Annotated in this window: 23 protein-coding genes and 1 pseudogene; 8 read left to right on the forward strand and 16 right to left on the reverse strand. The window is 61.2% G+C overall.

Going from position 1 to position 25,950, the window contains the following annotated elements; all coding sequences use genetic code 11:
* Positions 1-510 precede the first annotated feature (510 nt).
* Positions 511-1,560: a LacI family DNA-binding transcriptional regulator gene (locus AWB68_RS25795; protein ID WP_087647178.1), complete on the reverse strand. Its 1,050-nt coding sequence runs from the start codon at positions 1,558-1,560 to the stop codon at positions 511-513.
* A 193-nt stretch (positions 1,561-1,753) separates the two neighbouring features.
* On the opposite strand from AWB68_RS25795, the gene hisD reads away from it, so the two are divergent.
* The 4 genes from hisD to AWB68_RS25815 all read left to right on the forward strand — a co-directional run bounded on the left by hisD (position 1,754) and on the right by AWB68_RS25815 (position 5,873).
* Entirely contained in the window at positions 1,754-3,085 is a 1,332-nt protein-coding gene (hisD, locus tag AWB68_RS25800; RefSeq protein ID WP_087647179.1) for a histidinol dehydrogenase, read from the forward strand.
* Complete coding sequence (locus AWB68_RS25805) at positions 3,075-3,836, forward strand: SDR family NAD(P)-dependent oxidoreductase (RefSeq protein ID WP_087647180.1); 762 nt, start codon at positions 3,075-3,077, stop codon at positions 3,834-3,836. The genes hisD and AWB68_RS25805 overlap by 11 nt, the downstream gene beginning before the upstream one ends.
* 84 nt (positions 3,837-3,920) lie before the next feature.
* Positions 3,921-4,859, forward strand: coding sequence for a 3-hydroxyacyl-CoA dehydrogenase (locus AWB68_RS25810; protein ID WP_235028499.1), 939 nt, complete (start codon positions 3,921-3,923; stop codon positions 4,857-4,859).
* A gap of 87 nt (positions 4,860-4,946) precedes the next feature.
* Positions 4,947-5,873: a LysR family transcriptional regulator gene (locus tag AWB68_RS25815; RefSeq protein WP_087647181.1), complete on the forward strand. Its 927-nt coding sequence runs from the start codon at positions 4,947-4,949 to the stop codon at positions 5,871-5,873.
* Here AWB68_RS25815 and AWB68_RS25820 read toward each other — a convergent pair.
* The 10 genes and pseudogenes from AWB68_RS25820 to leuC (AWB68_RS25860) all read right to left on the reverse strand — a co-directional run bounded on the left by AWB68_RS25820 (position 5,838) and on the right by leuC (AWB68_RS25860) (position 15,798).
* Entirely contained in the window at positions 5,838-7,235 is a 1,398-nt protein-coding gene (locus AWB68_RS25820) for an MFS transporter (RefSeq protein ID WP_087647182.1), read from the reverse strand. The genes AWB68_RS25815 and AWB68_RS25820 overlap by 36 nt on opposite strands.
* A gap of 67 nt (positions 7,236-7,302) precedes the next feature.
* A complete protein-coding gene (locus AWB68_RS25825; protein WP_087647183.1) occupies positions 7,303-8,703 on the reverse strand; it encodes an LLM class flavin-dependent oxidoreductase in 1,401 nt (466 codons plus the stop codon).
* Positions 8,704-8,842: 139 nt separating this feature from the next.
* On the reverse strand, positions 8,843-10,135 hold the full coding sequence (locus AWB68_RS25830) for an MFS transporter (protein WP_087647184.1): 1,293 nt from the start codon (positions 10,133-10,135) through the stop codon (positions 8,843-8,845).
* 66 nt (positions 10,136-10,201) lie between these two features.
* The gene (locus tag AWB68_RS25835; protein ID WP_087647185.1) at positions 10,202-11,275 is read right to left on the reverse strand and encodes an amidohydrolase family protein; all 1,074 of its coding nucleotides are present in this window, start codon (positions 11,273-11,275) and stop codon (positions 10,202-10,204) included.
* Positions 11,276-11,291: 16 nt separating this feature from the next.
* Positions 11,292-11,753, reverse strand: a complete 462-nt coding sequence (locus AWB68_RS25840; RefSeq protein ID WP_160110065.1) for a flavin reductase family protein — start codon at positions 11,751-11,753, stop codon at positions 11,292-11,294.
* Positions 11,754-11,893: 140 nt separating this feature from the next.
* Positions 11,894-12,235, reverse strand: a complete 342-nt coding sequence (locus AWB68_RS25845; RefSeq protein WP_087647187.1) for a DUF4387 domain-containing protein — start codon at positions 12,233-12,235, stop codon at positions 11,894-11,896.
* Positions 12,222-13,607, reverse strand: a complete 1,386-nt coding sequence (locus AWB68_RS25850; protein WP_087647188.1) for an acyclic terpene utilization AtuA family protein — start codon at positions 13,605-13,607, stop codon at positions 12,222-12,224. The genes AWB68_RS25845 and AWB68_RS25850 overlap by 14 nt, the downstream gene beginning before the upstream one ends.
* Positions 13,608-13,759: 152 nt before the next feature.
* A complete protein-coding gene (locus AWB68_RS51125; protein ID WP_327383265.1) occupies positions 13,760-13,951 on the reverse strand; it encodes a 3-isopropylmalate dehydratase small subunit in 192 nt (63 codons plus the stop codon).
* Positions 13,948-14,190: a 3-isopropylmalate dehydratase small subunit gene (locus AWB68_RS51130; RefSeq protein ID WP_327383267.1), complete on the reverse strand. Its 243-nt coding sequence runs from the start codon at positions 14,188-14,190 to the stop codon at positions 13,948-13,950. The genes AWB68_RS51125 and AWB68_RS51130 overlap by 4 nt, the downstream gene beginning before the upstream one ends.
* A gap of 167 nt (positions 14,191-14,357) precedes the next feature.
* A pseudogene (gene leuC, locus AWB68_RS25860) lies at positions 14,358-15,798 on the reverse strand (3-isopropylmalate dehydratase large subunit).
* A gap of 258 nt (positions 15,799-16,056) precedes the next feature.
* On the opposite strand from leuC (AWB68_RS25860), the gene AWB68_RS25865 reads away from it, so the two are divergent.
* Complete coding sequence (locus tag AWB68_RS25865) at positions 16,057-17,271, forward strand: MFS transporter (protein WP_087647189.1); 1,215 nt, start codon at positions 16,057-16,059, stop codon at positions 17,269-17,271.
* Here the strand turns inward: AWB68_RS25865 and AWB68_RS25870 are convergent.
* On the reverse strand, positions 17,268-18,005 hold the full coding sequence (locus tag AWB68_RS25870; RefSeq protein WP_087647190.1) for an IclR family transcriptional regulator: 738 nt from the start codon (positions 18,003-18,005) through the stop codon (positions 17,268-17,270). The genes AWB68_RS25865 and AWB68_RS25870 overlap by 4 nt on opposite strands.
* A 206-nt stretch (positions 18,006-18,211) precedes the next feature.
* On the opposite strand from AWB68_RS25870, the gene AWB68_RS25875 reads away from it, so the two are divergent.
* From AWB68_RS25875 to AWB68_RS25885, 3 genes are read left to right on the forward strand one after another with little or no spacing between them, the layout of a single operon-like run.
* Positions 18,212-19,498, forward strand: a complete 1,287-nt coding sequence (locus tag AWB68_RS25875) for a CaiB/BaiF CoA transferase family protein (RefSeq protein ID WP_235028500.1) — start codon at positions 18,212-18,214, stop codon at positions 19,496-19,498.
* 1 nt (position 19,499) lies between these two features.
* Positions 19,500-20,582, forward strand: coding sequence for a TauD/TfdA family dioxygenase (locus AWB68_RS25880; RefSeq protein WP_087647192.1), 1,083 nt, complete (start codon positions 19,500-19,502; stop codon positions 20,580-20,582).
* Positions 20,583-20,629: 47 nt separating this feature from the next.
* The gene (locus tag AWB68_RS25885) at positions 20,630-21,520 is read left to right on the forward strand and encodes an HpcH/HpaI aldolase/citrate lyase family protein (protein WP_327383269.1); all 891 of its coding nucleotides are present in this window, start codon (positions 20,630-20,632) and stop codon (positions 21,518-21,520) included.
* Positions 21,521-21,550: 30 nt separating this feature from the next.
* Here AWB68_RS25885 and AWB68_RS25890 read toward each other — a convergent pair whose 3' ends face one another.
* The 4 genes from AWB68_RS25890 to leuC (AWB68_RS25905) are packed head-to-tail and all read right to left on the reverse strand — an operon-like array spanning position 21,551 to position 25,891.
* Complete coding sequence (locus AWB68_RS25890) at positions 21,551-22,423, reverse strand: isocitrate lyase/PEP mutase family protein (RefSeq protein ID WP_087647194.1); 873 nt, start codon at positions 22,421-22,423, stop codon at positions 21,551-21,553.
* A 27-nt stretch (positions 22,424-22,450) separates the two neighbouring features.
* Entirely contained in the window at positions 22,451-23,839 is a 1,389-nt protein-coding gene (locus AWB68_RS25895) for an MFS transporter (RefSeq protein WP_087647195.1), read from the reverse strand.
* Between the two features lie 25 nt (positions 23,840-23,864).
* Positions 23,865-24,488 (reverse strand): 3-isopropylmalate dehydratase small subunit, encoded by a 624-nt coding sequence (gene leuD / locus AWB68_RS25900; protein ID WP_087647196.1) that lies wholly within the window; start codon positions 24,486-24,488, stop codon positions 23,865-23,867.
* Positions 24,485-25,891 carry a 3-isopropylmalate dehydratase large subunit gene (gene leuC / locus AWB68_RS25905; protein WP_087647197.1) on the reverse strand — a complete coding sequence of 469 codons (1,407 nt, stop codon included), beginning with the start codon at positions 25,889-25,891 and terminating at the stop codon, positions 24,485-24,487. Before leuC (AWB68_RS25905) ends, leuD begins: the two co-directional genes overlap by 4 nt.
* Positions 25,892-25,950 lie beyond the last annotated feature (59 nt).

Below are 25,950 nucleotides of genomic sequence, written 5' to 3' on the forward strand. Positions count from 1 at the left end.
ATCTCTTTTCATGGGCGTCCTCGTAAGAGCTATCGCTCAAGCATAGAGCATGTGTCCGCAAAATTCCTGACTTATGAGTAAATGTCGAGTTCTGCAGAAACAATGGCAAACAATACACCCGCTCCACTCGTGCTGCCGCGGGGCGCCGCAGGTTCGCAGCGACCGTGCGTTGTTTCCTCGTCACACGTTATTTTCCGATACGAGCGCGGGCGTCGTCTAGCCTACCGGGACGCCTCATTGAACGGCTCTCCGACGCCTCGATGCGAGGTATTGAATAGCGAGGGGATCGCCCAGAATGCGGGCACGCGAGATCTCGACAGCCCCGCCGCTGTACCCGTCGGGCATCACCGACGCCTCCCGTCCAGGTCACTTTGCCGTCGACGCTGACTTGTCCATTTTATCAATTTTAAGGCAGATAGGATCTTGCATTTTTAAATTACCTTGGGATGCCAAGCATTGATATAAATTAAGCTCTACACCACTTCTCGAATACAGAAAGCACGGCAATAACTAGCCTTTCCATGGCCCGGTGCTGTCTCGACGGATCAATTGAATCGGCAAGACGTCATGGCACGGCGCCATGACGCCTCCCGTACGAATACGTTCGACAAGCCGCCGCGCCGCTGTGCGTGCCATGGCCTCAACTGGCTGCCGGATCGACGTCAGTCCTACCAGCGGGGAACCGGCAAGCGGCATGTCGTCAAAGCCGATGATCGACAATTGGGCTGGTACGTCGACGTTACTTCGTTTCGCGGCCTCCAGCACGCCAAGAGCGATAGTGTCGTTACCTGCGATGATGGCCGTCACAGGATTGGAGTCCCGAAGCATCGCGATCGCACTCGAATAGCCTGACTCTGTTGTGTAATCACCCCAGACCAACGATATCGACTCCGGACCGAGCCCGAGCTCTGCAAGCCCTCGTAGCGCACCCCGCACACGATCGCGGCTGGTCGAAGTATTTTGTGGCCCCATCACCAGACCGATCCGCCTGTGACCCAATTGGTATAGATGGTCGACGGCCACTACGCCGGCGTGCACATTGTCGATCTCGACCGTGTCGACCTTCACATCATCGACCGCGCGAACAACGAGCACGAGCGGCACGCCGCGTCGCTGCATCTCGGCCACGATGGGCGAATCGAGTGTCGCCGTGGCGAAGATCAAGCCATCCAGGTAGCCGTCGATCAACGGTCGGAATGCGAGAAGGTTCGACGAATCGGTCATGGGATCGATCATCAGCGTGATCTGGTATCCGTGTGCCTGCAACGCATCGTGCAGGTGCGTGAGCAGCAGGGTCATGAAGCGGTTGTGCAACGCGCCGACGACGACACCGATCAGCCTGGTCGCCGCCCTGCCCGTTTTACGACCCCGCGCGGGAAACCGATACCCCAACACCGCAGCCGCGGCCTGCACCGCGTCCCGGGTCTCGCGGCTGATCGCGGGATGACCCGCGAGCGAACGCGACACGGTGGATACCGATATCCCCAGCTGAGCGGCTATGTCCTCCAGCCGGACCTTGGGGGTAGAGACGTGATGTTCATCTTTTGCATTAATTTGCATAACTCACCCTGGCTTTGACGGTGCGAAAAATGCAGCTTTTTAAGGCCGAGCGGCAACTTCAAAGGGTAAGTGTCTAGTATTTGCACCACGTTTGCATAGCTTTTTGCGCTACATTTTGCAGGTGCGTGGCGGCGTCTGTCGCTCTCTATCGCCACGCGGCGAACTCCCTTTGACCCTTTCAATATGGAATCTCATGCCCGCTCAAATTCTCAAGCACGGCCGCAGCGCTGATGTCGCCTCCGACGACGCGGTAAAAGTCCGCCAGACCGTCGTCGGAATCCTCGACGATGTGGCGGCGCGCGGCGACGCCGCAGTCAGGGAATTGTCGAAGAAGTTCGATGACTGGTCGCCAGAAAACTTCCGCTTGTCACCCGAGGAAATTGCATCCTGCATTGCAGCGTTGTCGCCGGGACAACTGGACGACATCAAGTTCGCCCAGGCGCAGGTGCGCAATTTTGCGCAGGCGCAGCGCGCGGCGATCCACGACATCGAGATCGAAAGCCTGCCTGGCGTGGTCCTGGGCCACAAGAACATGCCGGTGGAAAGCGTCGCGTGCTATGTGCCGGGTGGCAAATTTCCGTTGGTCGCGTCGGCTCACATGGGTGTCGTCACCGCGAAAGTCGCGGGCGTTTCCCGAATCCTTGCGGCGTCGCCTCCCGTGCAAGGCCGGCCGAATCCCGCGGTGATTGCGGCGATGCATCTCGGCGGCGCGGACGAGATCTACACATTCGGCGGCGTCCAGGCCATCGGCGCCATGGCGCTGGGCACCCAGACCATCGATCCCGTCGCCATGGTCGTCGGGCCGGGCAACGTGTACGTCGCGGAAGCCAAGCGTCAACTGTTCGGGCGCATCGGCATCGACCTGATTGCAGGGCCGTCGGAGACGCTCATCATCGCCGACGACAGCGTCGACGCCGAATTGTGCGCGACCGATTTGCTGGGGCAAGCGGAACACGGCTTCAACACGCCCGCCATCCTTCTGACGACATCCTTCAGGCTGGCGAACGAAACCATCGCCGAAGTCGAGCGCATTCTGAAGATCCTTCCGACCGCGAATACCGCCGGCGTATCCTGGCGCGACTTCGGCCAGGTAATCGTTGTCGACACCGTCGACGAGATGGTTGCCGAAGCGGACCGCATAGCGTCCGAACACGTTCAGGTGATGACCCGGGACCCGGACTACTTCCTGAAGAACATGAAGAACTACGGCGCGCTGTTCCTGGGTTCACGCACTAACGTGGCGTACGGCGACAAAGTGATCGGAACCAACCACACGCTGCCGACAGGCAAGGCGGCCCGCTACACCGGCGGCCTCTGGGTCGGCAAATTCATCAAGACCTGTACTTACCAGAAGGTGCTGACCGATGAAGCCAGCGCGATGATCGGCGCCTATTGTTCGCGCCTTTGCGCGATCGAAGGGATGACCGCGCACGGCGAGCAGGCTAATATCCGGGTGCGGCGCTACGGCAACCAGGAGGTGCCCTATGGCAGCGCGGTCCCGGCCGGGAGCGTGCATGCTTCCTAAAACGCCGAGTTTCTCGCTGACCGGCAAGACCGCACTGGTGATCGGGGCGGGCCGCGGCATCGGCCTGGCCGCCGCGGCCGCACTGGCGCAGGCCGGCGCGGTCGTGACGCTGGTCGCCCGGTCAATGGACGATCTCGAAGAAGCGTCGAAGCTGATCAACGCTGAAGGTGGCAAGAGCAATTACATCGCGCTGGATGTCAAGGATTCCCGCGCTGTCAGCCATGCGATCGCCGAAGGCGGACCGTTCGACATCCTGGTGAACAGCGCCGGAATCAATCGTCCGAAGCCACTGGTGGACACGGCAGACGAAGACATCGACGCCGTGTTCGATCTCAACGTCAAGGCGGCTTTCCATCTGTGCCGTGCCGTCGCGAAGGGCATGCTGCGAGCCGGCATTCCCGGCTCGATCATCAATATCTCCTCGCAAATGGGGCATGTCGGCAGCCCTGGACGGACGGTGTATTGCGCATCCAAGCACGCGCTGGAAGGAATGACCAAAGCACTCGCCTGGGAACTGGGGCCGCATGGGATCCGGGTCAATACGCTCTGCCCGACTTTCATCGAAACCGCCTTGACCGCCGACATGTTCGAGGCGCCCGGGTTTCGCGAATGGGTGACGAGCAGGATTGCGCTCGGCCGGGTGGGACGCGTAGAAGAGGTCATGGGCGCTGTCGTGTTTCTCGCGAGCGATGCGTCGACACTGATGACCGGGAGCGCCCTGATGCTTGACGGTGGCTGGACCGCTGCCTGACTTGCCAGCAACGGCGGCGAGCGCTAGTCGGCCGCCATCAACCCTATCTCAACAGTGGCCAACATGAATCAATCGAAAATCGATATGAGCAAACCCGTCGCCGTCGTTGGCGCGGGTCTGGTAGGCGCCGGCTGGGCGATCGCCTTCGCTCGCGCCGGCCTCAGCGTGCGCGTGTATGACGCGAACGCGCGCGTCGCAAGCGAGGCCATCCCCTGGGCCGGGGAGCAACTGTCCGCGCTTTACCGCCATGGCCTCATCGCGGAGCCGCCTGAGAACGTGAAGGCCCGGCTGGTCATTGCGCATTCACTCGAGGAGGCGATCGAAGGCGCGGCCTACGTGCAGGAATCGGTCCTCGAACGCGTCGAAATCAAGCGGAAGTTGATGACGGATATCGATGCAGTCTCGGATGCGAACATCATCATCGGTAGTTCGAGTTCGGGTATCCAGGCGTCCATGTTCGCCAACGACCTGAGCATTTCTCCCCGGGTGCTGATCGCCCATCCTGTGAATCCGCCCTATCTCGTACCGGTGGTGGAGCTTGTGCCGTCCACGCAGACATCGCAAGAGACCATCCAGTTTGCCGATACGTTCATGCAAGCGATCGGCCAGAGCGTGGTCCATGTGCGCAAGGAGATCGAGGGCTTCGTCCTGAACCGCCTGCAGGCGGCGCTGCTGCGCGAAGCGTGGGCGTTGCAGCGCGATGGCATCGCCACTTGCGAAGACATCGACAAGACCGTGCGCGATGGCCTCGGCTGGCGTTGGTCATTTATGGGGCCATTCGAGACGATCGATCTGAATGCGCCGGGCGGTGTGGCCGACTATGCAAACCGGCTTGGCCCGCTCTATCACTCCATCGCCCGCTCGCGCGTTGACGACGGTCCTTGGGATACCGAACTGATCGGGCGCGTCGAGCAGGATCGTCGACAGCACCTGAGCGCCGCCGATCTCGGCCGGCGTCGTGAGTGGCGCGACGAACGGCTCATGGAATTCGCTGTTGAAAGAAGCAAGGCAGGCCCACGCTGAGCCAAGCCTGGCAACCAGTGGGGCTTGATATACTCAGCGACAATCACGGAACGACAATCGTCGCGGCAGTGGGTGGGAGACACCTAAGTGGAACTGAAGCAGTTGAGGTACCTCGGGGTCGTCGTCCGTGAAGGCAGTCTTTCACGGGCCGCGGCCTTGCTTGGCGTCAGTCAGTCGATGCTGACCCGGCATATCCAGTGCCTCGAGCAGGAACTGGGCGTACCCCTGCTCTACCGGAACGGTCACGGCGTGTTGCTGACCGACACGGGAAAGATATTCCTGAGTTCCGCCAACGAGATACTGGATCGCACCGACGTCTTGCTGGGTCAGATGCAGGCGCTCCGGTCAATCCCGGGCGGCACCGTCACGATGGGCATTCCGCCCATGTTGGGCGAGTTCCTCCTCGTCCCCCTCACAAAACGTTTCAGAGCTGAATTTCCCGAAGTCCGCCTCACTTTGCGTGAAGGCGTCAGCGGCTATCTGCTCGAGTGGCTGCTCACCGGGCAACTCGACATCGCCGTGCTCTACAACGCTGCGGCCCTGACCACCGTTAGCATCGAACCCCTGTTGTCAGACGAAATGCTGCTGATCGGGGCGCCCGACACAACGTCGCTCGCCCAGACGAACGAGCCCATCCCTTTTTCCGAAGCAGTCTTGTTGCCCTGGATCCTGCCCGCGAAGCCGCACGGGCTGCGTATGCTGGCCGAAACCGCCGCTACGACGCAATCCTTGATGCTGAACATTGCGATCGAAGTCGACGCGATGGCAGCAATCTTCGATTTGGTCGAAGCGGGACAAGGCTTCAGCATCGCGCCCTACGCCGCCATACACCGACGCATCGAGCTCGGTACGCTGCGCGCGAGACCCATCAAGGATCCCGGCCTGTCGGGTACGTTGTCCATCGCGTTCTCCCCCAAAAAAGAAGCCACGCCCGCGATGAAGGCTTTGTACCGCATCGTGCGTCAGGAGACGGAGGCGTTAGTCCGCGACGGCGTGTGGCGGGCTAACGATTAGCGGCGCATCCTCCGCCACGCTGTCCTTGCGCTTCGCGCGCCTGAACGTCTCGGCCGGCAACGACAGGACCAACACGCCGGTGCACAGAAGAACGCATCCCAGTGCATAAGTGCCGTTATTGATATTGCCTGTGAGCTGCTTCATCACGTTCGTCACCATCGACCCGGCGACACCGGAAAGGCTGCCGATAGAATTGATCATCGCGATACCCGCTGCTGCCGCCGTCCCGGAAAGCAGGCTGCCGGGATAGGTCCAGACTACTGGCGTCAGTCCGAGAATGCCCGCCGCGGCGAGGCTCAGGAAGAAGATTGCCAGCGGCAGGTTGCCGGCGAAGGCGGCGCTCAGGATCAGACCTGATCCTCCGATGAACGCCGGGATCGCTGCATGCCAACGACGCTCCCCGGTCTTGCTCGAATGCCAGGTATTGAATAGCATCGAGGTCGCCGCAGCCAGGAACGGAATGGCGGAAAGCACGCCAATGTGGAACGTGCTCTTCACACCCGCTTCCCGAATGATCGAGGGCAGCCAGAATGACAGACCATAGAAACCGGTTGCGTAGGTAAAGATGATGCCGGCGACAATCCACACCCGGTAATCGCGCAAGGCTGCGCCGAAATGGTAGGACTTCCCAATTCGCTCTGCGACGACATTGTTCTCGAGAATCAGCTTTTCCGATGGCGTGAGCCAGGATGCATGGCTGATCTTGTCGGAGAGACCAAAATACACCCAGAACGCCAACGCAATGGCGGGAGCACCTTCAATCGCGAGCATCCATTGCCAACCGTCGTAGCCCAGGAAACCTTGCGACTGCTGCATCAACCAGCCAGATAGCGGGCTGCCGAACACGAGACTGAGCGGTAATGCCAGCAGCAAGCCCGAGGTCACCTTGGTTTGCCGGGTCGAAGGAAACCAGTAGTTGATGTAGAGCAGCATGCCCGGGTAGAAGCCGGCTTCGCAGCATCCGAGCAGGAAACGCATGATGTAGAACATGGTCTCGTTGCGGATGCCGAACAGGTGCGCGAGCTGGGCCACGAACATGGTCCCGACCGAAATCACGCCCCAGCTAAGCATGATGCGGGCGATCCAGAGACGAGCTCCCATTCTATGTAGCACCAGGTTGCTCGGAATTTCGAACAGGATGTAACCCACGAAGAACATACTCGCGCCCATCGCGAACGCTGAATCGTTGATCTTCAGGTCGCCCAGCATCTGAAGTTTTGCAAAACCGATGTTCACGCGGTCCAGAAACGAAATCGTGTGGCAGAAAAACAGAATCGGCACGATGCGCCACAGCACCTTCCTGTAGAGTTGGTCTTCCGCATCGGAACCTCGTGCATCCGCCGCGCCAATATGGGTCGTCATGGGTGTCTCCTCCCTGTTCGAACAACCGAATGTGTATTGCTCATATTTACTTCAGGTGACTCGTGGGTCACGCCACCTTGAACTCGGTCGTTTTCGGGAACGCCTGATCGCGCCAGTCACCGGACTTCGGAATCGGCAGGCCGAGATTTTCCCGCAGCGTCGCGCCCTGATATTCCTTGCGAAACAGGCCGCGCCGCTGCAACTCCGGCACAACCATGCGCACGAAGTCGTCGTATGAGCCAGGTACGTGCGTCGGAGCGATGACGAAACCATCCACGCCGCCTTCCACGAACCATTGCTCCATTTGATCCGCGACAGTCTTGGGCGACCCGCAGAACACCGGAAACTCCTGAATGCGCGCGCGATTCGAAAAATCGACGAAGTCGCGAACCGACGGGTTCTTCTTGCCGCTCAACGTCACCACGCGATCGCGAAATCCGGTCCAGCCGGAAATCGCAGCCATTTCGGCATCGCTGAACGGATCGTCGTAGCCGCGCTTGGCGAAATCGGTATTGAGCACTTCGCAGAGCAATGCCAGAGAATCGATCGGCTTCGCCAGGCTGTCGATATATTCGCGTTGCTTCTGCGCGATCTCATCGGTTTCCGCCACGATCGTGTAGCAGGCGGTGGAGATCTTGACCTCGTCCGGATTTCGACCGGCCTCGGCCAACGCCTGCTTCATCTCGGCATATTGCTTCTTAGCCATGGAGAGGTTCGGATAGACGACGAAGATCAGGTCTGCCCAGCGTGAAGCGAATGTGCGGCCACGTCCACTCTGCCCAGCCTGGATCAGCACCGGATGGCCCTGCTGCGAACGTGGCACGGTGAACGGCCCGCGCGATTTGAAGAACTTGCCGACATGATCCAGGCGATGAACCTTCGACGCGTCCGCGAAGCGGCCCGTCTGCTTGTCCATGATCAGCGCACCCTCCTCCCAGGTGTCCCAGTGACCCATGACCGTTTCGAGAAACTCGTCCGCGCGGTCGTATCGCAGGTCGTGTTCGAGATGCTCGCTCGCGCCGAAGTTGGCGGCTTCCGAATCGTTGAGCGACGTGACGACATTCCATGCGGCACGGCCCTTCGTCATCAGGTCGAGCGTGGCAAAATTTCGCGCGATGTGAAAGGGCTCATAGTAAGTGGTCGAGTACGTCGCCCCGAGACCGAGGTTCGACGTCACCATGCCCATCGCCGTCATGATCGGCGTCAGGTCCAGCTTGATCGCTCGCACGCCATGCTCGACAGTCTCCGCATGGTCGTTGCCGTAGATGTCCGGCATGGCCAGGCGATCGTCGAAGAAGGCCAGGTGGAACTTGCCTTCCTCCAGCGTGCGCGCGATGCGCTGATAATATTCCGGCGTCGTAAAGTCCGGCGCGTTAGCTTCGTGGCGCCATGAACCCGGATACACTGAACAATTCTGTGCCTGCAAGAAGCCGATCAGCGTCATCTGTTTGTTTCGATTGTCTGCCATGGTGATCTCCTGGAAATACGGTTATGTCTCGTGCGCAACGCAACACGTGTGCACTACGAGCGGGAATCGAACATTGCGGCCCACATCACGTTTGTTGAGTGTGATCCGCGCTGGGCGACCAAAGGCGGATGGTCAGCGGTCAAATGCCGACCGACACAGGCTGATGCGCAACATCGCGCTGCGCACCTACAGGCACGCGTGTCATGGTGAAGCTGACGAGTGCACCCGCTACGGCCAGCACGCCAGCGATGTAGAAAGCATTGTCAAAGCTGTGGGTAATCGCGACGACGTAACCCGTCGCAATGGGCGCGAGCATCGCGAACGACGCACCGCCTGTAATCAGCAGGCCCGTCGCGCGCCCCACTTCCGCCGACGACGGCAACAGGTCGCCGATCAACGCGATATTCATTGCGATGGCCGCCTGGGCACCCGTGAGAGACAGCGTAAAGACTGCGACCATGACCCAGACGTTATCGACAAAGGGCGTGACGAGCACGAACCCTGTCAGCAACATGCAGGCTGCAACCATCGTCCGGCGTCCGCCCTTCCGGCACGACTCGGTGGTCAGCAGACGGTCGCTCAGAACACCGATCAGCAATGCCAGAATCACGGACAGCGCATACGGCAACGCCGTCAGATAACCGCTGTTCACCAGGTTCAAGTGCCGCTCGGTCTGGAGATAACTGGGCAGCCAGGTCAGGAAGAGAAACTGCGCATAGGAGCCGAATCCTTGTGTAACCAACAGGCCCCAGACACTGGGCGACTTGAGCAGGTCGGAGATCGACAGAGGCGAGCGGGATGCATCTTCGACAAGGCCGCCGTTGCGCTCGCGCAGAATCAATGCCCGCTCTTCATCGCCGATGAAGGTAGCGAGTTCAGGCTTCCTGAACCACTTCAGCCAGCAGAAAAGCCAGATCGAACCCGTCGCGCCCACCAGTACGAAGCCGGTACGCCAGCCGAACTGCTGCACCGCCCAAGCCACGACGATCGCGCCCACGGCGGGTCCGGCATACGATCCGCTATTGAGTATGGCGGCCGCCATGCCGCGCTCTTTCGCCGGCATCCATTCACGAATGACCTTGGCGCCCGAAGGATACGAGGACGCCTCTCCTGCGCCCATGACGAGTCGTGTCACGAGGATCGTCCCGAAGCTCCAGGCGAAACCTGTCGCAACCGTTGCCAGGGAAAATATCGCCATGCCGGCCGCGTTGACGTAGCGCGTCCCCCAGCGGTCGAGTGCGAGTCCCCATATCACGAGGCTTGCAAAGTAGGTCCAGATAAAGGACGACAACAAGAATCCAAGCTGGATCGGGCTGATACCAAATTCACGCGCAATCGGCTGCGCAGCCACCGAAAGCGCCACCCGGTCGATGTAGTTGATGCTGGTCAGCGAGAACAGGAAAACGTGGATGAAGATGCGGCGATTTTTCATTGTCTCCTCTTGTTGCCTACGCGCCTTTGGCGGCGCTTGCGAGTCATTTCATGACCGGTCTGGCTGCTACTGCGCTGCAAGGCGATCCGAACCTGCATAGGGGCCCAGAACCTTCAGCGTGTAGACGTCGTTCGCCGTTCCGCCAAGCAGCGCGCGTCGTTGCGCGGCCGGATATTCGGAACTCAATAGCTTGAACGCGTTCCACAGGGCGACGTAGTTGCAGCTCCCTTTGTCTACCGGGAAATTGCTCTCGAACATGCTGCGCTCCGCGCCGAACAGGCTGATACACGTGCGCACGTAGGGCGACCAGCGTTCAACCATTTCGATGCTGCTTGCCGGCTTTTCAGCAGCGGCGAACGACATGCCGGTTCGCGGCATCGCCAGGCCGCCGATCTTGACCACAACGTTGCGATTGGCGGCCACCCGCGCGAGCGACGCAGCCCACACTTCACGCACGTCCGCCTGCATCCCTGCAAACGGACCGATGCCGAGCAGCCCGCCGCAATGGTTCAGCACAATGGTCAGGCCCGGATGACGCCGCGCGAGCGCAGCGGCTTCATCGAGTTGGGTGTGGTACACCCACAGGTCGAGGGTGAGGCCCATGTCCTCGAGCACCGAGCAATACCTGTCGAGTTCCGGTGAACTGATCGTCTGTTCCGTTGGACCGTCGGCGGGCGCGGCGAACGCCGGATGCGCGTGCCAGGCAGCTCGCACGCGGACGCCGCGCATCCGCCCCTGTGCAGCATCGAGATGCGCCTCGAGTACTGCCTCGACGTTCGCCGCGAGCGGATCGCCGTAAGCAACAAAGCCTTTCACGAGACCGGTATTGCCGCTCATTTCGGCCGCTTCGCGAGCCTGCTCCGCAGCGAAGCGCGTCTCGCCCACGCTTGCGAATCCGGCCGGGAGGTCGGTATCGAAATGCGTCTTGCATTCCACGAACACCGTAGCTACCACGTGATGCCCGCCACGTGCATCGGCGACCAGTTGGGGCGCACGATAGTACGCGCCTGCTACATCCCACAGATGATGATGCGGATCGATGATGCGCAACTCGGGTTCGACGACGGCCTCATTCACCTGGGCCAGCCACTCGGGTCGTATCTGCGGGAAGTTGCGGCTTTCGTATTGAGAATCGAACATCGGGCGACACTCCAGCTTATGCGGAAAACGGACCGAAGCTGCCGAACTGTCCGTTCAGGTACAAGAGTGGCGGCACTGGCTCGGCCGCGATCTCGAGATGTTCGACCGCACCAATCAAGATGGCGTGCGTGCCGTACTCGACCATATCGTGCATGCGGCAGGCAATGGACACGACGCAATCTTCCAGCACGGGAAGGCCGGATGCGCCCACACGCCATGTGCCATTCGCAAACCGCGCTTCGCCATCGGGCTTTCTCGCGAACGCACCGGCCAGATCCACTTGCGCATGGGTAAGCAAACTGACGCAAAAGCGGCCGCTTGCGATGAGCGCAGCGAACGCGGAGGCATTGCGATTGACGGAGACCAGCAGCGCGGGAGGGTCCATCGTCAGCGATGAAACCGCGGTAACGGTCAGGCCGTGGCGCTCGCCTTCATACGTGGTAGATACGAGCGCCACGCCTCCGGCAAGATGGCGCATGGCCTGCTTGAATGATGCGGGGAGATCCGCCGATGGTTTTGCATCTTGTGCCGGCGCGGGCGACACGATTGATGCCGGTACCGGTGCCGATGTCCGTGCTGCCGGTACGCCAGCAGACCGCGATTGGAGGGGTGCTTGGCTCATTTGGAGTTTTCCGGTTTGACAGGGACATCGATATCGATATTGATATCGAGCAATGGGGCATGTTGCTGCGATCCATACACATCGGTGTCACCGATGTCACCCGACGATATGAGGCGGGGCAACGTCGCCTTGAATGCTCTCGCGGCGCGATACGGCGTAAATTGCACCTGGTCGGCACGCACACCATAGAGACGCGCGAACAGTTCGGCATTCAACACGGCAGTGGCTGCAACCTGATCAAAGATCCGGTCGGTCGCGAACACAATATCGAGCGTGAGCATGAATGGTCCCGCGTTCTTGCTACGGCAGACGCTGGCAAACTCCTTAATGGTGGGCATGATGGACTCCGATCTCTTCGTACTGGATGGGGAACAGCGACAGCGCATGGTCGGGTTCCAGCAAATGACAAATGGAGAACCGGTACACCTGTCCCAGGTCCAGGTCGGACGGCGAGAACGGGATTGCCATGTTGCCCTCCTTGCAAAGCCGTCCGGGAAACTCGGAATGCAGCACCGTGGTGCGGGCGATGGCAAGCACTGCCTTGGCGGTCTCGCGTTCGGCCGCCACCACCTCCACCACAATCGCCGTTTCGTGCGGGTGGCGCTGATCGCGGGCTAACGGTTCTCGCTCGCCCATCACGCCGTTTTGTCCGTACACGCGGAAATTCAGCTCATAGCTATCCGCAGGGGCGCCGAAGGCGCTCGCCTTTTCGTCGATGATCTCCCGGGAGCGCGTCAGGTATCGATCCAGTTGCGCCTGCAACACGGGGTCGCGCGTCGCGCACAGCGTGATGACGCGATACCCCCGCGCCTCCACGCCTTCGAGCTTGATCGTATAGGGCGCGGGACGCCATTGCATGCCGCTGATGCGCACCGCCCGATCGCTGACGGCATCGAAACTGCATTCCGATGTATCCAGCATGCCGCCCGGCTCATGGTGATGAATCGGACTGCTGTTCTCGTGCAACGCGAAGTAGGCCACGGAATTGGGCGTGCATCGCTGATCCGGATGCATCGGTTCGAGTTCGACAGAGTCCTCGCGTATCGTCGCCAACAGACACCCTTCGCGTTTCGGCAGTGCCGGCTCGGAGCCGCATTCCAGCATCTTTCCCGCGTACCAGCCGAGCGCCGGCGAGAAGCCTGCGCGGATGGCCATCGCGGCCCAGGGCGCCGGATCGGTACTGCGGCCCGACAGGATGACCTGCGCACCGGCATCGAGGGCGGCGATGTACGGCTCCGGCCCCATCGCACCGACGACGCGAACGGCCGACTCGATCAGTTCGGGTGTCATCGCAGGCAGACCGTACATCGGCCGCACCTTGCCGGCGTTGACGTACTCGATGAGGGTGTCTTTCGACAACTCCGAATGGATGATGGCGAGCTTGAACGAGAGGTTTTCTTCACTGGCAATTTCACGGGTCAGGTCAACCATCATCTGCAGATGGGGGTCGCCACCCGCACCGCCGCATGTGCTGATCACGACGGGAATACCGCGGGGGATGGCGGCCGCGAGCATGAGCTTGAAGTCGCGCTTGGTTGCCATGCGCGAGCAGAACGACTCACCCGACGCGAGATAATAGGGCCCGGGATCCGAGCTTCCGCCGTCCGCGCCGATCAGATGCGGGTTGCGGGCAAGACCGGCTTCAAAGGCAGCTTGCGGAAAGCCATAGCCGAGTATGGGGGTCGTGCTGAGTAGTCTGAGTTCTTCCATTGCGTGCTTGTCTCCGGGTTTTCTTCGTCACGGATACAAGCGTAAAGACTTGTCATGGTCGGCGCTCGCATACCTGTTATGCACGCGGCTTTCGTGATGATCGAACGGGCCAACCTCGCCAATCTGATGTACCCCTCACTGCAAGAATCACTTCACCCTCCCCAGATCCAGGGCCGATTACGGCGATCTCGCGCCTGCCATTGGGTGATTTCCTCCGCCTGCCTTAACGTCCGGGAAATCTCGTCCAGTCCTTCAAGCATTGCTTCGCGCCGATTCGGCTCGATTTCAAAGATCAGTGCTACCGTTCCTGATCGCACGGTCTGCACCGTCAGGTCGACGGTCACGACGTGGCCCGATTCCGACAGACCGGCAAGTAACGGATGTCGACATCAACAAGCCGGATCGGCAACAGGCCGTTCTGGAAGCAGTTGTTGTAGAAGATATCGCCGAAGCTCTCTGCGATCACGCAGCGCAGACCCGACGCGAGCAGCGCCCACACCGCGCCCTCGCGCGATGACCCGCAGCCGAAGTTCTCCGCTGCGAGCAGGATCGGAGCATTGCGGAAAGCGGGCTGGTTCAGCACAACACGATGAATCCTCTCTGCCATCCTGCCGATAGCGCAATGCCTCGAACGCAAAGCGCCCCAGTTTGGAGCGCGCCTGTTGTGTCAGGCAATCGATTCTTACTATGGTATCTGTATCGATATTGGACTTCATCAGCGGCGCCGCGACGCCGGTGATGATCGTGACTTTATCCATGGTTGAGCGTCCTTGCATCCGTGATGACGCCGCTGATCGCGGCAGCCGCGGCGCTTTGCGGACTCGCCAGATGCGTGCGTGCGCCCGGTCCCTGGCGGCCGATGAAGTTTCGCTTCATCGTCGACACTGAACGCGCCCCCGCGGTCACGACTTCGCCGTTTGCCGCGACGCACATACTGCACCCGGGTTCACGCCACTCGAAGCCCGCAGCCCGAAAGACCCGATCGAGTCCCTCCGCCTCGGCATCGCGCTTGACCGCCCTCGGAGCCCGGTACGACCCACGCGTGGACGCCCGCCGCGACCTTCTGCCCGCGGACCACCGCGGCAGCGCTTCTGAGATCGGACAAGCGCGAGTTGGTGCACGAGCCGATGAACACCCAGTCCACCGGTGTTCCCGCCAGTCGCTGTCCCGGTTGCAGGCCCATGTAGTCGAGCGCGTCGCGCCACGCGCGGCGTTGCTTCTCGTCGCGCGCGAACGCAAGATCGGGAATGACTTCATCGACAGGAATCACATGCTCGGGACTCGTTCCCCACGTGATCATCGGCTTGATTGACGCGGCATCGATCTGCACTTCGAGGTCGAAACGCGCGTCAGCGTCGGATCGCAAGGTGCGCCAGTGATCGACTGCAAGATCGAACTGGGCGCCGCGGGGAACCCTGTCACGGCCGTCGAGATACGCGTACACGGTGTCATCGGGCGCGATCATGCCGACCTTCGAGCCTAGTTCAATGGATAGGTTGCACAGCGTGAGACGCGCTTCTACGTCGAGTCCGCGCACGGTTGAACCGGCAAATTCCGCTGCGTATCCGGTACCCGCTTTCGCACCGAGTTGGCCAATCAGGAACAACACGAGATCCTTGGCGCTCACGCCCGCTTGCAGGGCCCCATCGAAAGTGACGCGCAGCGTCTTCGGCCTCTGTCGCCAGAGCGTTTGCGTTGCCAGCGCATGGACCAGCTCCGATGCGCCGACGCAGAACGCGAGCGCGCCAAGACCGCCATTCGTGCAGGTATGACTGTCGCCACACACCAGCGTGCTGCCCGGCAACACGATGCCGAGTTCCGGTCCCATCACATGAACGATACCGTGGCCGATCTCGCCGGTGTCGAAGAAACGAATGCCCTGGGTGCCTGAACGCGCCTTCAGGCTGGCCCACAGTTTCGCACCGCCCGGATAGGTTGCGCCAGTCCGCCCGGGTGCGCTGGATACCGCATGATCGGGCGTAGCGAGCGAAAGCTCAGGATGGCGAACGGACAATCCACGCTCCTCCAATGCGGTCAATGCGTTATTCCACGACAAGTCATGCAACAGCAACCGGTTTACATGCAGCAGCGTCGATCCACTTTCCAACGCGGTGATCGCGTGGGCGTCCCCGACCTTGTCGAACAGTGTCTTTGGGCTATCACGGTGGGCCTGATTCGCGAAATTGTTCATCCGTCATCCCTCGATTGGCGCGGGCAGACTGGCCAGCACCGCCATTCTGCTATCGACTGGCGGCGTCGGCGATCACGGGTAATCCCTGCGTCGAACTTGCTTGCGGTGCGCGACCAGGTCCCATAAACTCAGAAATAGACAGTGTGTCTGTTTTTTAAAGCGATACGCTTGACGGCAACGAAGCGGACCGGTCGAATCAAAGCCGTGGGCGGTCAGGCAGCAAAAACGTCAGGGCCAGACCAATTACATGGAGAAGACATGAGCCTAAGGTACAAGCTGCTGATGCTGACGTGGCTGCTGCAGTTCGTGAATTACCTCGACCGGGTCAGCATCTCGGTGGCCGCGCCCTCGATGATGAAAGCCCTCCACCTCGACGCCGCGCAACTCGGCGTGATCTTCGCGGCTTTCGCGCTGGGTTATGCGCTGATGCAGCTCCCCGGGGGCATGCTGTCCGATCGCTTCGGCACGAAGGCTTTGCTGGTGGTGGCGCCCCTGCTCTTCTCGTTGTTCACGGGCTTGACTGGTCTCGTTTCATCGGTGGCGGCAATGGTCATGGTGCGCTTTTGCTTCGGGTTGTCGGAGGGATCTTGCAATGCGGCGGTCTATAAGCTGGTAGCCGATAACTTCAGTTCAAAAGACGCCGCCCGCGCCCACAGTGTCTGGCTGAGCGCGCTGGCGATCGGCCCGGCGGTGGTCGCGCCGGTCGTGGTCTGGCTGCTGGTTCGCGGTCCATGGCAACACGTGTTCTTTTTCTTCGCGATCCCGGGCGTGGTCGTGTCGCTGCTTATCTTCCTGTTGATTCCGCCTCAGGTCGCGGGTGCCAAATCATCGGCGGTCGATCGCGCGGAACGCCGCGCGCACTGGAAGACGTTTATTCGTCTGAAGAGTACGTGGCTGCTGTTCTTCGGCTACATGACGTTCAGCATCGGCTATTGGGGATTTCTCGGCTGGGTGCCGAGTTATCTGTCGGTGCAACGGCATATCGATCTGAAGGCGCTCGGCTTCGCAGCATCGATTCCCTATCTCTTCGGCTTTCTCGGATTGATCGTGTTCGGTACGCTGGGCAGCGGTGCGCTGCATCGCAAGCGGCCGGTCATGCTCGCGGCAGGTTATACCGGCACCGCCATCGCGCTCTACTTCACCTTCACCGCCGATGACCCGGCCCTGTGCATTGCAGGCCTGTCGGCGGCCGCCTTCCTGCTGTACGGAAGTCTCTCGCCGTATGCGGCGCTGGTCGCGCATCTCGCGCCCGAAGGCGCGCGCGGGGGCTATGCCGGATTCATCAACACGGGCGGCCAGATCGGCGGACTCACCGCGCCGCTGGTCGTTGGCGGCATCGTCAAGGCAAGCGGTTCATATAACGGCGGCTTCGTCTTCATGATCAGCGCGCTGCTGATTGGGGCAGTCTGCTTCGTGTTCCTCCAGTCCCAGGTATCGCGCAGACAGGCGCCGCTCGTCAATGCACGGGCCTAGCGCAGGACATCGCTGGGTGCGAACGGCGGCTCGAACGGAGCCGCATCGCCGCCCAGTGCTGTGGTCAGGTCTGCGCCTGCCTTCATGACGAACGGCAAGTGGAGCTTGAACTCCTTCTTGTCGAAACGATAACGAGGAATTCCCAGCGATATGGCGCACACCAGTTTCTGCCCGGCGCCGAATACCGGCACGGCGATTGCCGCGCTCTCCGCATCGCGTTCGCCGAGCGACACGGCATAGCCAGCCTCGCGGACCTTCTTGAACGTTGCACCGCGGTCACCCGCGAACGCCAGCAGGATCTTGCCGGCGGCGCCCTTTTCCAGCGTCAGGCGTTCGCCCTCCCGCACATGCATGCGCACCGACCTCTGCCATTCGAGCCGGTAAAGACAAAGCCGCACATCGTCTTCCCTGATGTAGACGGCAGCCGTTTCACCCGTTTGCTTGACGAGTTCGCGCAGTACCGGCAATGCATAGTCCTGCAACCGGAACGAGCTCTGATAAATCATGCCGAGATGAAACAAAGTCGGCCCGAGCATGTAGCGGCCATCAGCCAGACGCTTGAGATAGCCGAAGTTTTCCAGCGACTCGCAAAGCCGCAGGATCGTGCTGTGATAGAGACCGGTTGCAGCGGTGATTTCAGCGAGGGTCATGCCGTCGACGCTGTCCTCGAACGCTTTCAGGATACTGAGTGCCCGGTTCACTGCCGCGACGCCCGTGTCCGTTGGATTTGCCATGTTGGTCTTGCCAGGTTTCGATCAGGGGAAAGTGATGCGGGGCCGGCGCTTCTGCCCCGCGCGCGGCCTCAAATTAAAGCAATTCGTATCCCGGCGCAAGTTCGCACCTTTCTCGCGCCGGAGCTCCTTCGCTAATACAATAGACATCATGTCTATTTCTGTGTAACCTGAGGTTGACGTCTCAACAGACAATGGTCGGGAATCTCATGTCGAAGCTGCACAAGAAAGGATTCGCGCACGGTGAAAATGGTCCTCTGCGGGGCTTGAAGGTCGTCGATCTGTCGCGTCTCGTGGCGGGCAACATGCTCACGTTGCAGCTGGCCGATTTCGGCGCAGAGGTGATCAAGGTCGAACCCATCGCGGGAGACACGCTGCGCGCGTTCAAGACCGACGGCTATGAGGTTTTCTGGAAGACCTACGCGCGCAATAAGAAAAGTGTGTGCGTGGATTTCCGGCGCAAGGAAGCGATCGCGCTGATCGCGCGTCTGATCGACCAGGCCGATGTGCTGGTGGAAAGCTTCCGTCCCGGCACGCTCGAAGAGATGGGACTGGCGCCTGCGCAACTGCATGAACGCAATCCGCGCCTCGTGATCGCGAGGATCTCAGGATGGGGCCAGACGGGCCTGTATCGCAACAAACCGGGCTTCGGGACGCTGGTGGAGGGTTACACCGGCTTCGCCGCCATGAACGGCTTTGCCGATCGCGAGCCGGTTCTGCCGCCCATGTTTCTTGGCGACATGACCACGGGCATCTACGGCGCGAACGCGGTGATGATGGCGCTCTGGCACACGCGCGTGAACGAAGGCCGTGGCCAGGTGCTCGACATCTCGCTGTTCGAACCGACGCTGTCCATCCTCGGGCCGCAGGTCGCCAACTACAAGCTGAACGGCCGCATCAAGCCGCGCAGCGGCAGCCGTTCGGGGACGACCGCCCCGCGCAACACGTACCAGACGTCCGATGGCAAATGGCTCTGCGTGTCGACATCGACGCAATCCATGGCCGAGCGGCTCTTCGCCACGATTGGCCGGCCGGAACTGAATTCGGATGTCCGGTACGCGACGAATACCGCGCGCCTCGCGAACGTGGATGAAATCGACGACATGGTGGCGGGCTTTATCGGCGCACGTACGTTAAGCGAGAATCTCGCACTCTTCGACGCCGCCGATGTCACCGTCGGACCTGTCTTCGATGCTTCCGATCTGCTCGCCGACCGCTACGTCTGCGAGCGTGAAAGCATCGTGGAAGTGGACGATCACGAACTCGGCGAAATGCCCATGCACAACGTCGTCCCGAGACTGTCCGGCACGCCTGGCGGCTTCCGTTATCCCGCACCGCTCAAGGGCGAGCACAGCGACGAAATCATATCCCCATTGCTCGGCGTCGCCGCGTACCGGCAACTGGTCGACGCGGGCGTGATCGTGGAAAGCAGTCGCGAGCAAGCGGGGACTGTCCCGACAAACAGCACGACTGAACTTGAACACAGGAGACTCTGAAATGAATGCTGTCGGTACGGCGATCGATTCACCCGCAGCCTGGAAAGGCCCCGATCTCGACTGGACGAAAGAAGGGCTGCATCTGCTCGATGCCGTCGAACTGGCCGAGATCGACCACGCATTGAATCTCCTGAAATCGTTGGGCAATGTCGACTTTCCGGATATCACGCCGGAGACATTCCCGCTCGATCAAGTGGGCCGCCTGATGCGCGATCTGCCCGCGTTCCTGAGCCAGGGTCGCGGCTTCCTGATGCTGCGCGGTTTGCCCCGCGAGAAGTATTCTGACGACGACATGGCGCAGATCTACGTCGGCTTGGGCTCCTATATCAGCCGCCCGGTCACGCAGTCATATCTTGGCGACCTGCTCGGGCATGTCATGGACGTCAGCGACCTCGAACCCAAATCACGGGGTTATCGCAAGGGCGGCGGGCAGTTGATGCATACGGACTCATGCGACATCATCGGCCTGATGTGCCTGCGTACCGCGTTGTCGGGCGGCGAGAGCCGCATCTCGAGCGCCCTCGCGGTTCATAACCACTTGCTGGAACATCGTCCGGACCTGCTCGACGTGCTGCGCGAAGGCTTGTTCCTCAAGCGTACCGATGAAGACGGCCGCCGCGCAACGCGCACTTTCAGCGAGTTCAAGGTGCCTTTCTTCACCGGCGAAGGTGTCAGGACGATCTGCTATCTGCCGACAGGCTACGCGCGTCTTGCGGAGAAAAGCGGCCAGCGTCCCTACTCGGAACTCGAATCTGGGGCGCTGTATCAGGTGCGCAAGATCGCAGCATCTCCCGAGTTCTACCTTGACATGGGTTTCCGCGACGGCGACATCCAGTTCCTCAATAACCGCGTGCTGGTGCATGGGCGCACGGACTATCAGGACGCGAAAGCGCTCGAGGACCGGCGGCATCTGATGCGCCTGTGGCTGACGGCGTCGTCATGGCCCGCAATGCCCGACTCGCAGGTGTTTCACAAGGCCGAGGATCTGCGGCTCTGGTCACAATATCGCAAGCCGTTTGGTGAAATGCCGTCGCACCATAACCGCCTGCTGCTCGAAGGCAATGCGGGACGCATGGTCGACTGAAGTGGCCGGCTCGCACGTGCCATTCCCTGAACAACCGGATCGCCAGCGTGACCATTCCCCCGATGAGAAGCAAGCTCTTTGTGCCGGGTTCGCGTCCGGCGTTATTCGAAAAATCCTTCGCAAGCAATGCCGACGCGATCTCGATCGACCTCGAGGACGCCGTCCCCGAGGCTTCGAAAGCAAGCGCCCGCCTGGATGTCGTCCGATTTCTCGGCAGGAACGTTCGCACCGGTGCAAAATCGATCGTCGTCCGGGTCAATCAGTTGCGCTCGCCCTACTTCGAAGCCGATCTGGAGGCGCTCGTCGGGCTGGATTTCGACATTGTCAATTTGCCGAAAGCCGAGTCGGCTGCGGATATATCGGCGCTTGCCGGACTGATCGACGCGCTGGAAAAGCGGCGCGATCATCGTCGGCCGCTGCGCATCCTGGCGAATATCGAATCGCCGCGCGGACTGCGCTTCGCGGCCGACATCGCGCTGGCGAGCCCACGCGTCATGGGCTTGCAGATTGGCTATGGCGATCTCTTCGAGCCACTCGGCATCGGGCGCAGGCATGCGGTTGCTTTGGAACACGTGCAGCTCGCCGTCAGGTTTGCCGCAGCGGAAGCAGGCGTCGCGGCCTATGACGGCGCGTTTCCGGATATCGGCGACGAAAAGGGTTTCCTGGAAGAAGCCCGGCGCGCGAAAGCGCTCGGCTTTCAAGGCAAGAGTTGCATTCATCCTGTTCAGATCGCGGCCGCAAATGAGGCCTTCCAGCCAAGTGGAAGCGAGGTCGCGTTCTCGCGCAAGGTGCTGAAAGCGTGGCGCGAAGCCGCCGTCATGGGACGGGGCGCGATCGTCGTGGATGGCATCATGATTGACGCGCCCTATGCAGCCAACGCCGAAGCAGTGCTGTTGCAGGCGCAGCGCTTTGCGGCGGTCAAGGACGTCGAAGCTTGACGCCCGCCCTTTATTGTAAAAACGTCGGTGTCACTCTGCATGTGCCCGATCAAACTCCCATACCGCCGGAAAGCCCATCAGTTCGCACATGTCCTTGAACGGCATCTGCTCGCTTTCAAGAGCCGCGGTGCCTTTCATCGCCTTGATTTCGCCGTATGCTTTTTCGAGTGCACGCGCCACGCTCAAGAACCCAGCCGACGGATAGATCGCCAGCGCAAAGCCGAGCCGCTGCAGTTCGGCGGGCGGCAACTGCGGCGTGCGCCCGCCTTCGACCACATTGACCAGCAACGGCACATCGAACGACTTGCCGATCTTTTCCAGTTCTTCCACGCTTTCCGGCGATTCGATGAACACCACATCCGCGCCCGCTTTCGCATACGCCTCGCCGCGACGCAACGCTTCATCGAGACCGAGCGATGTGCGTGCATCGGTTCGCGCGATGATCTGAAAGTCGGCGTCCTCGCGAGCCTCGGTGGCGACCTTGATCTTCTTCACCATGTCTTCCATCGCGATGACCCGTCGGCCCGGCGTGTGGCCGCACTTCTTCGGAAACTCCTGATCCTCGATCTGGATGCCCGCCGCGCCCGCGCGTTCGTAGCCACGCACCGTGTGCGCGACATTGAGCAGACCGCCGTACCCGGTATCGGCGTCGCAGACAAGCGGCGTCTTCGCCGCGCCGCAAAACGCGGCGACGCGATTGACCATGTCAGTGTAGGTCGCGAGTCCCGCATCCGGCTCGCCAAGGTAAGACGCTACCGTGCCGAAGCCGGTCATGTACAGGCAATCGAAGCCCATGGTATCCGCGACCCGCACGGAAATCATGTCGAAGATGCCGGGCGCCACGACAATCTCGCGCGACGCGAACTTGTTCTTAAGGGCTTTTCTGCGGGAATTGGCAGTCATGTGCTTGACCTCGTTGAATGAATGGAGTCAGTTGCCGGGAAGTTCGGCAGCAGGTTGACGAAGCGATTCGTCATCGGAGACGTTTGCGATTTCTTCCAGCGAACGCCGGTTCGTTTCGACGCCGAAGATCACAAGCACCGCGACCATCAAAACGAGCGCGCCGCTGATCATCGACAGGACGTCCTTGATGCCGCCCGACACGTACATCAGCACCACCAGTTGCGGCGCGACGATGCCCGACAGCCGTCCCGCCGACCCCGCGATGCCGTTCGCACGCATGCGGTTTTCGGTGGCGAACAGCTCGGGGATATATGTTGCGATGCCGAGCGCGACCATGAGGTAGGTCAGCGTAAATAGCGTGAAGCCGAGCAGCGTGGCCATCCCGACGCTCGTAGAGTTGCCGTAGAGCCAACCGACAATCGCCGCAAGCACCGCAATGCCGATCAGCCCGTTCTTGCGGCCGATGCGATCGGCGATTAACACGCCGATCAGCGCGCCAGCCGGACCGCCGAGCGACATCAGCGTGGAATAGCCGAGCGATGACGCCACGCCGTGCCCCTGCTTCATGAGGAACGTCGGCACCCATACGATGAACCCATAGATCACGACATTGATGGCTATTTGGATCGTTACCGCGAGCACGGTGCGGCGCAGCAGCGGCGGCCTGAACAGGCTGCCGAGCGTGGTCGTGCGGAGCGGCGCGCGCACGGGTTCGACGATCGGCGGCAGTTCGCGCCCTTCTGCGGTCTCGGCCTCGATGCTCTTCAGGATCGCGTCGGCTTCATCCAGTCGTCCTTTCGATTCGAGCCAGCGCGGCGACTCGGGCATCTTCTTGCGCAGCAGCCAGACCACCATCGCGCCAACGCCGACAAGCGCGAACATCGAACGCCAGCCGACTGCCGGAATGACCAGGTAGCCGAGGAAGGTGGAAAAGAACAGCGCGGAGTTGGTGATCAGTGACAGATACGCCGACCATCGGCCGCGCACGGCAGGCGGAATGAATTCGCCGATGGACCCGTAGCCCACTACGATTTCCGCGCCCAGCCCAAGTCCCATGAAGAAGCGGCACACGATCAGCCAGGTCATATTGGGGGCAAACGCGCCCGCAAGCGATGCGAGCCCGAAGATCGCCAGATTGAACTGGTAGGTAAACTTGCGGCCTTTTGCATCGCCGAGAATACCGGCGGTGAACGCGCCGATCAACATGCCGATGAACGTGGAAGACAGGAACGCGGCGTTCAGTTGCATGCTCGACCAGCCGCTGCGAGTGAGCGCACCAAGCACGCCACCAGCAAGGTAGATATCGAACGAATCGAGAAACATGCCGCCGCCGATCAGCCACAGGATTCGCCGGTGGAACCGCGATGTAGGCAATCGGTCGAGTCGTGCGCCTGCGTGCACCGTGCTGCTCACCATGGTTTCGGCTCCGATCAATATTCGTTCAGCGTTGGACGCAGGGTTCGACATAGACCCACGGCCGTTTGAGCACGTCATCGTGCTGAAACGCCAGGATGTGTGCGTTGAGTTTCGTCGTCTGGTCGATTTCGTCGATACCTTCCAGCAAGGCTTCACGGCGGTCGTCGGGGAAATCGAATGCAATTTGATCGATGCCGGGCGCCGCGATCGTGCGCGCCTGGAGGTCGACGCGAAGCCGTTCCCCAAGCGCGGCGCGCCCTGCCAACGATTCGATCTGCGCCGCGTCCAGGCGAATCGGCAATAGCCCGTTCTGCAGGCAGTTGGCGTAGAAGATATCGCCGAAGCTCTGTGCGATCACGCAGCGGATGCCGAATTCCTCGAGAGCCCAGACCGCCATCTCGCGCGAGCTGCCGCAGCCGAAGTTCGCACCTGACAGCAGGATTTGCGCGTCCCGGAATCGCGGCTGGTTGAGGATGAAGCCGCGGTCTTCGGCGCCATCCGCTTGATAGCGCAACATCTCGAACGCCCAGGGCGCGAACTGTCCGCGCTGGAGTTGTGCAATCCGCTCCACGCGCACGATCATGTCGGTGTCGATGTTGTCGCGCATCAGCGGCGCGGCAATGCCTTCGCAAACAGTGAACGCTTTCATGCAACGGCCTCCGCTTGCGGCATGGAGATCCTGCCGGAGATGGCGCTCGCCGCCGCCACGCGCGGACTGGCAAGATGCGTGAGCGCGCCAGGACCTTGCCTGCCGACGAAGTTGCGATTGGACGTCGATACGCAGCGCTCGCCCGGCCCGACCATGTCGCCATTCGCGCCGACACACATCGAACAGCCCGGTTCGCGCCATTCGAAACCGGCGTCCAGGAAGATCTGGTCGAGGCCTTCACGTTCGGCGTCGCGCTTGACCTCGAGGGAACCCGGCACCACCCACGCCGTCACATGCGCGGCCACTTGCTGGCCCTTGACGACTTGCGCCGCGTTGCGCAAATCGCTCAGCCGGCTGTTCGTGCACGATCCGATGAACACGCGGTCGATCGGCGTCTGATCGAGTCGCTGCCCCGGCGTGAGCTGCATATAAGCCAGCGCCTTCTCGAGCGACTCGCGTCGCGCGGGATCGGGTTCGTTGAGCGGGTCGGGCACTTGCCCGTCGATCGCGATCACATGCTCCGGGCTCGTGCCCCATGTGATTTGCGGGCGAATCAGCGTGGCATCGATCGTGATTTCCTTGTCGAATACGGCATCGTCGTCGCTTGCGAGTTGTTTCCATTGTGCGATGGCTTCATCAAGCGCCGCACCCGCCGGCGCATAGTCACGGCCCTCTATGTAGGCGAACGTCACGTCGTCGGGCGCGATCATGCCGACCTTCGCGCCGAGTTCGATCGAGACGTTGCAGAGCGTCAGGCGCGCTTCCACCGGCAAGGCGCGGATCGCCGGACCCGCATATTCGATGGCATAACCCGTCCCGCCCGACGTGCCCAGCGCGCCGACCAGATACAGGATCATGTCCTTCGCTTCCACGCCGGGACGAGTCGCGCCTTCGAAGCGCACGCGGCACGTGTTCGGCCGCTTCTGCCGGATCGTCTGCGTGGCGAGCACGTGTACCTGTTCCGTCGAACCGATACCGAAGGCAATCGCGCCGAGCGCGCCATGCGTGCAGGTGTGGCTGTCGGCGCAGACAAGCAACAGGCCCGGCAAGGTCAGCCCGAGTTCCGGACCAATCACGTGCACGATGCCCTGACGGCCGTCATCGACATCAAAAAGCGGGATGCGGAGCCGCGCTGTCTGCTCGCGCAGCGTCTCGATAGCGATGGTGCTCCAGGCTTCATCACCGGCAGTGCGGCCGGGGCGCGTCGAGATCACGTGATCAAGCGTGGCGAACGTGAGCGACGGATCATGCACTCGCGCGCCGCGTGCTTCCAGTTGGCGGATTGCCGCCACGCTCGTCAGCTCGTGCATCAGATGACGATCGACGTGCAGCAGGCTCACTCCGCCCGGCAATTCCTCGATGACGTGCTGATCCCAGATTTTGTCGAACAGGGTCTTGGCCACGCGTCGTTTCCTTTTCGTTGGGCGGAACGGAGTCTTCTGCCGCCGTGCTTAGCGAATCG

This window comes from Caballeronia choica, assembly GCF_001544535.1.
GTDB lineage: Bacteria > Pseudomonadota > Gammaproteobacteria > Burkholderiales > Burkholderiaceae > Caballeronia > Caballeronia choica.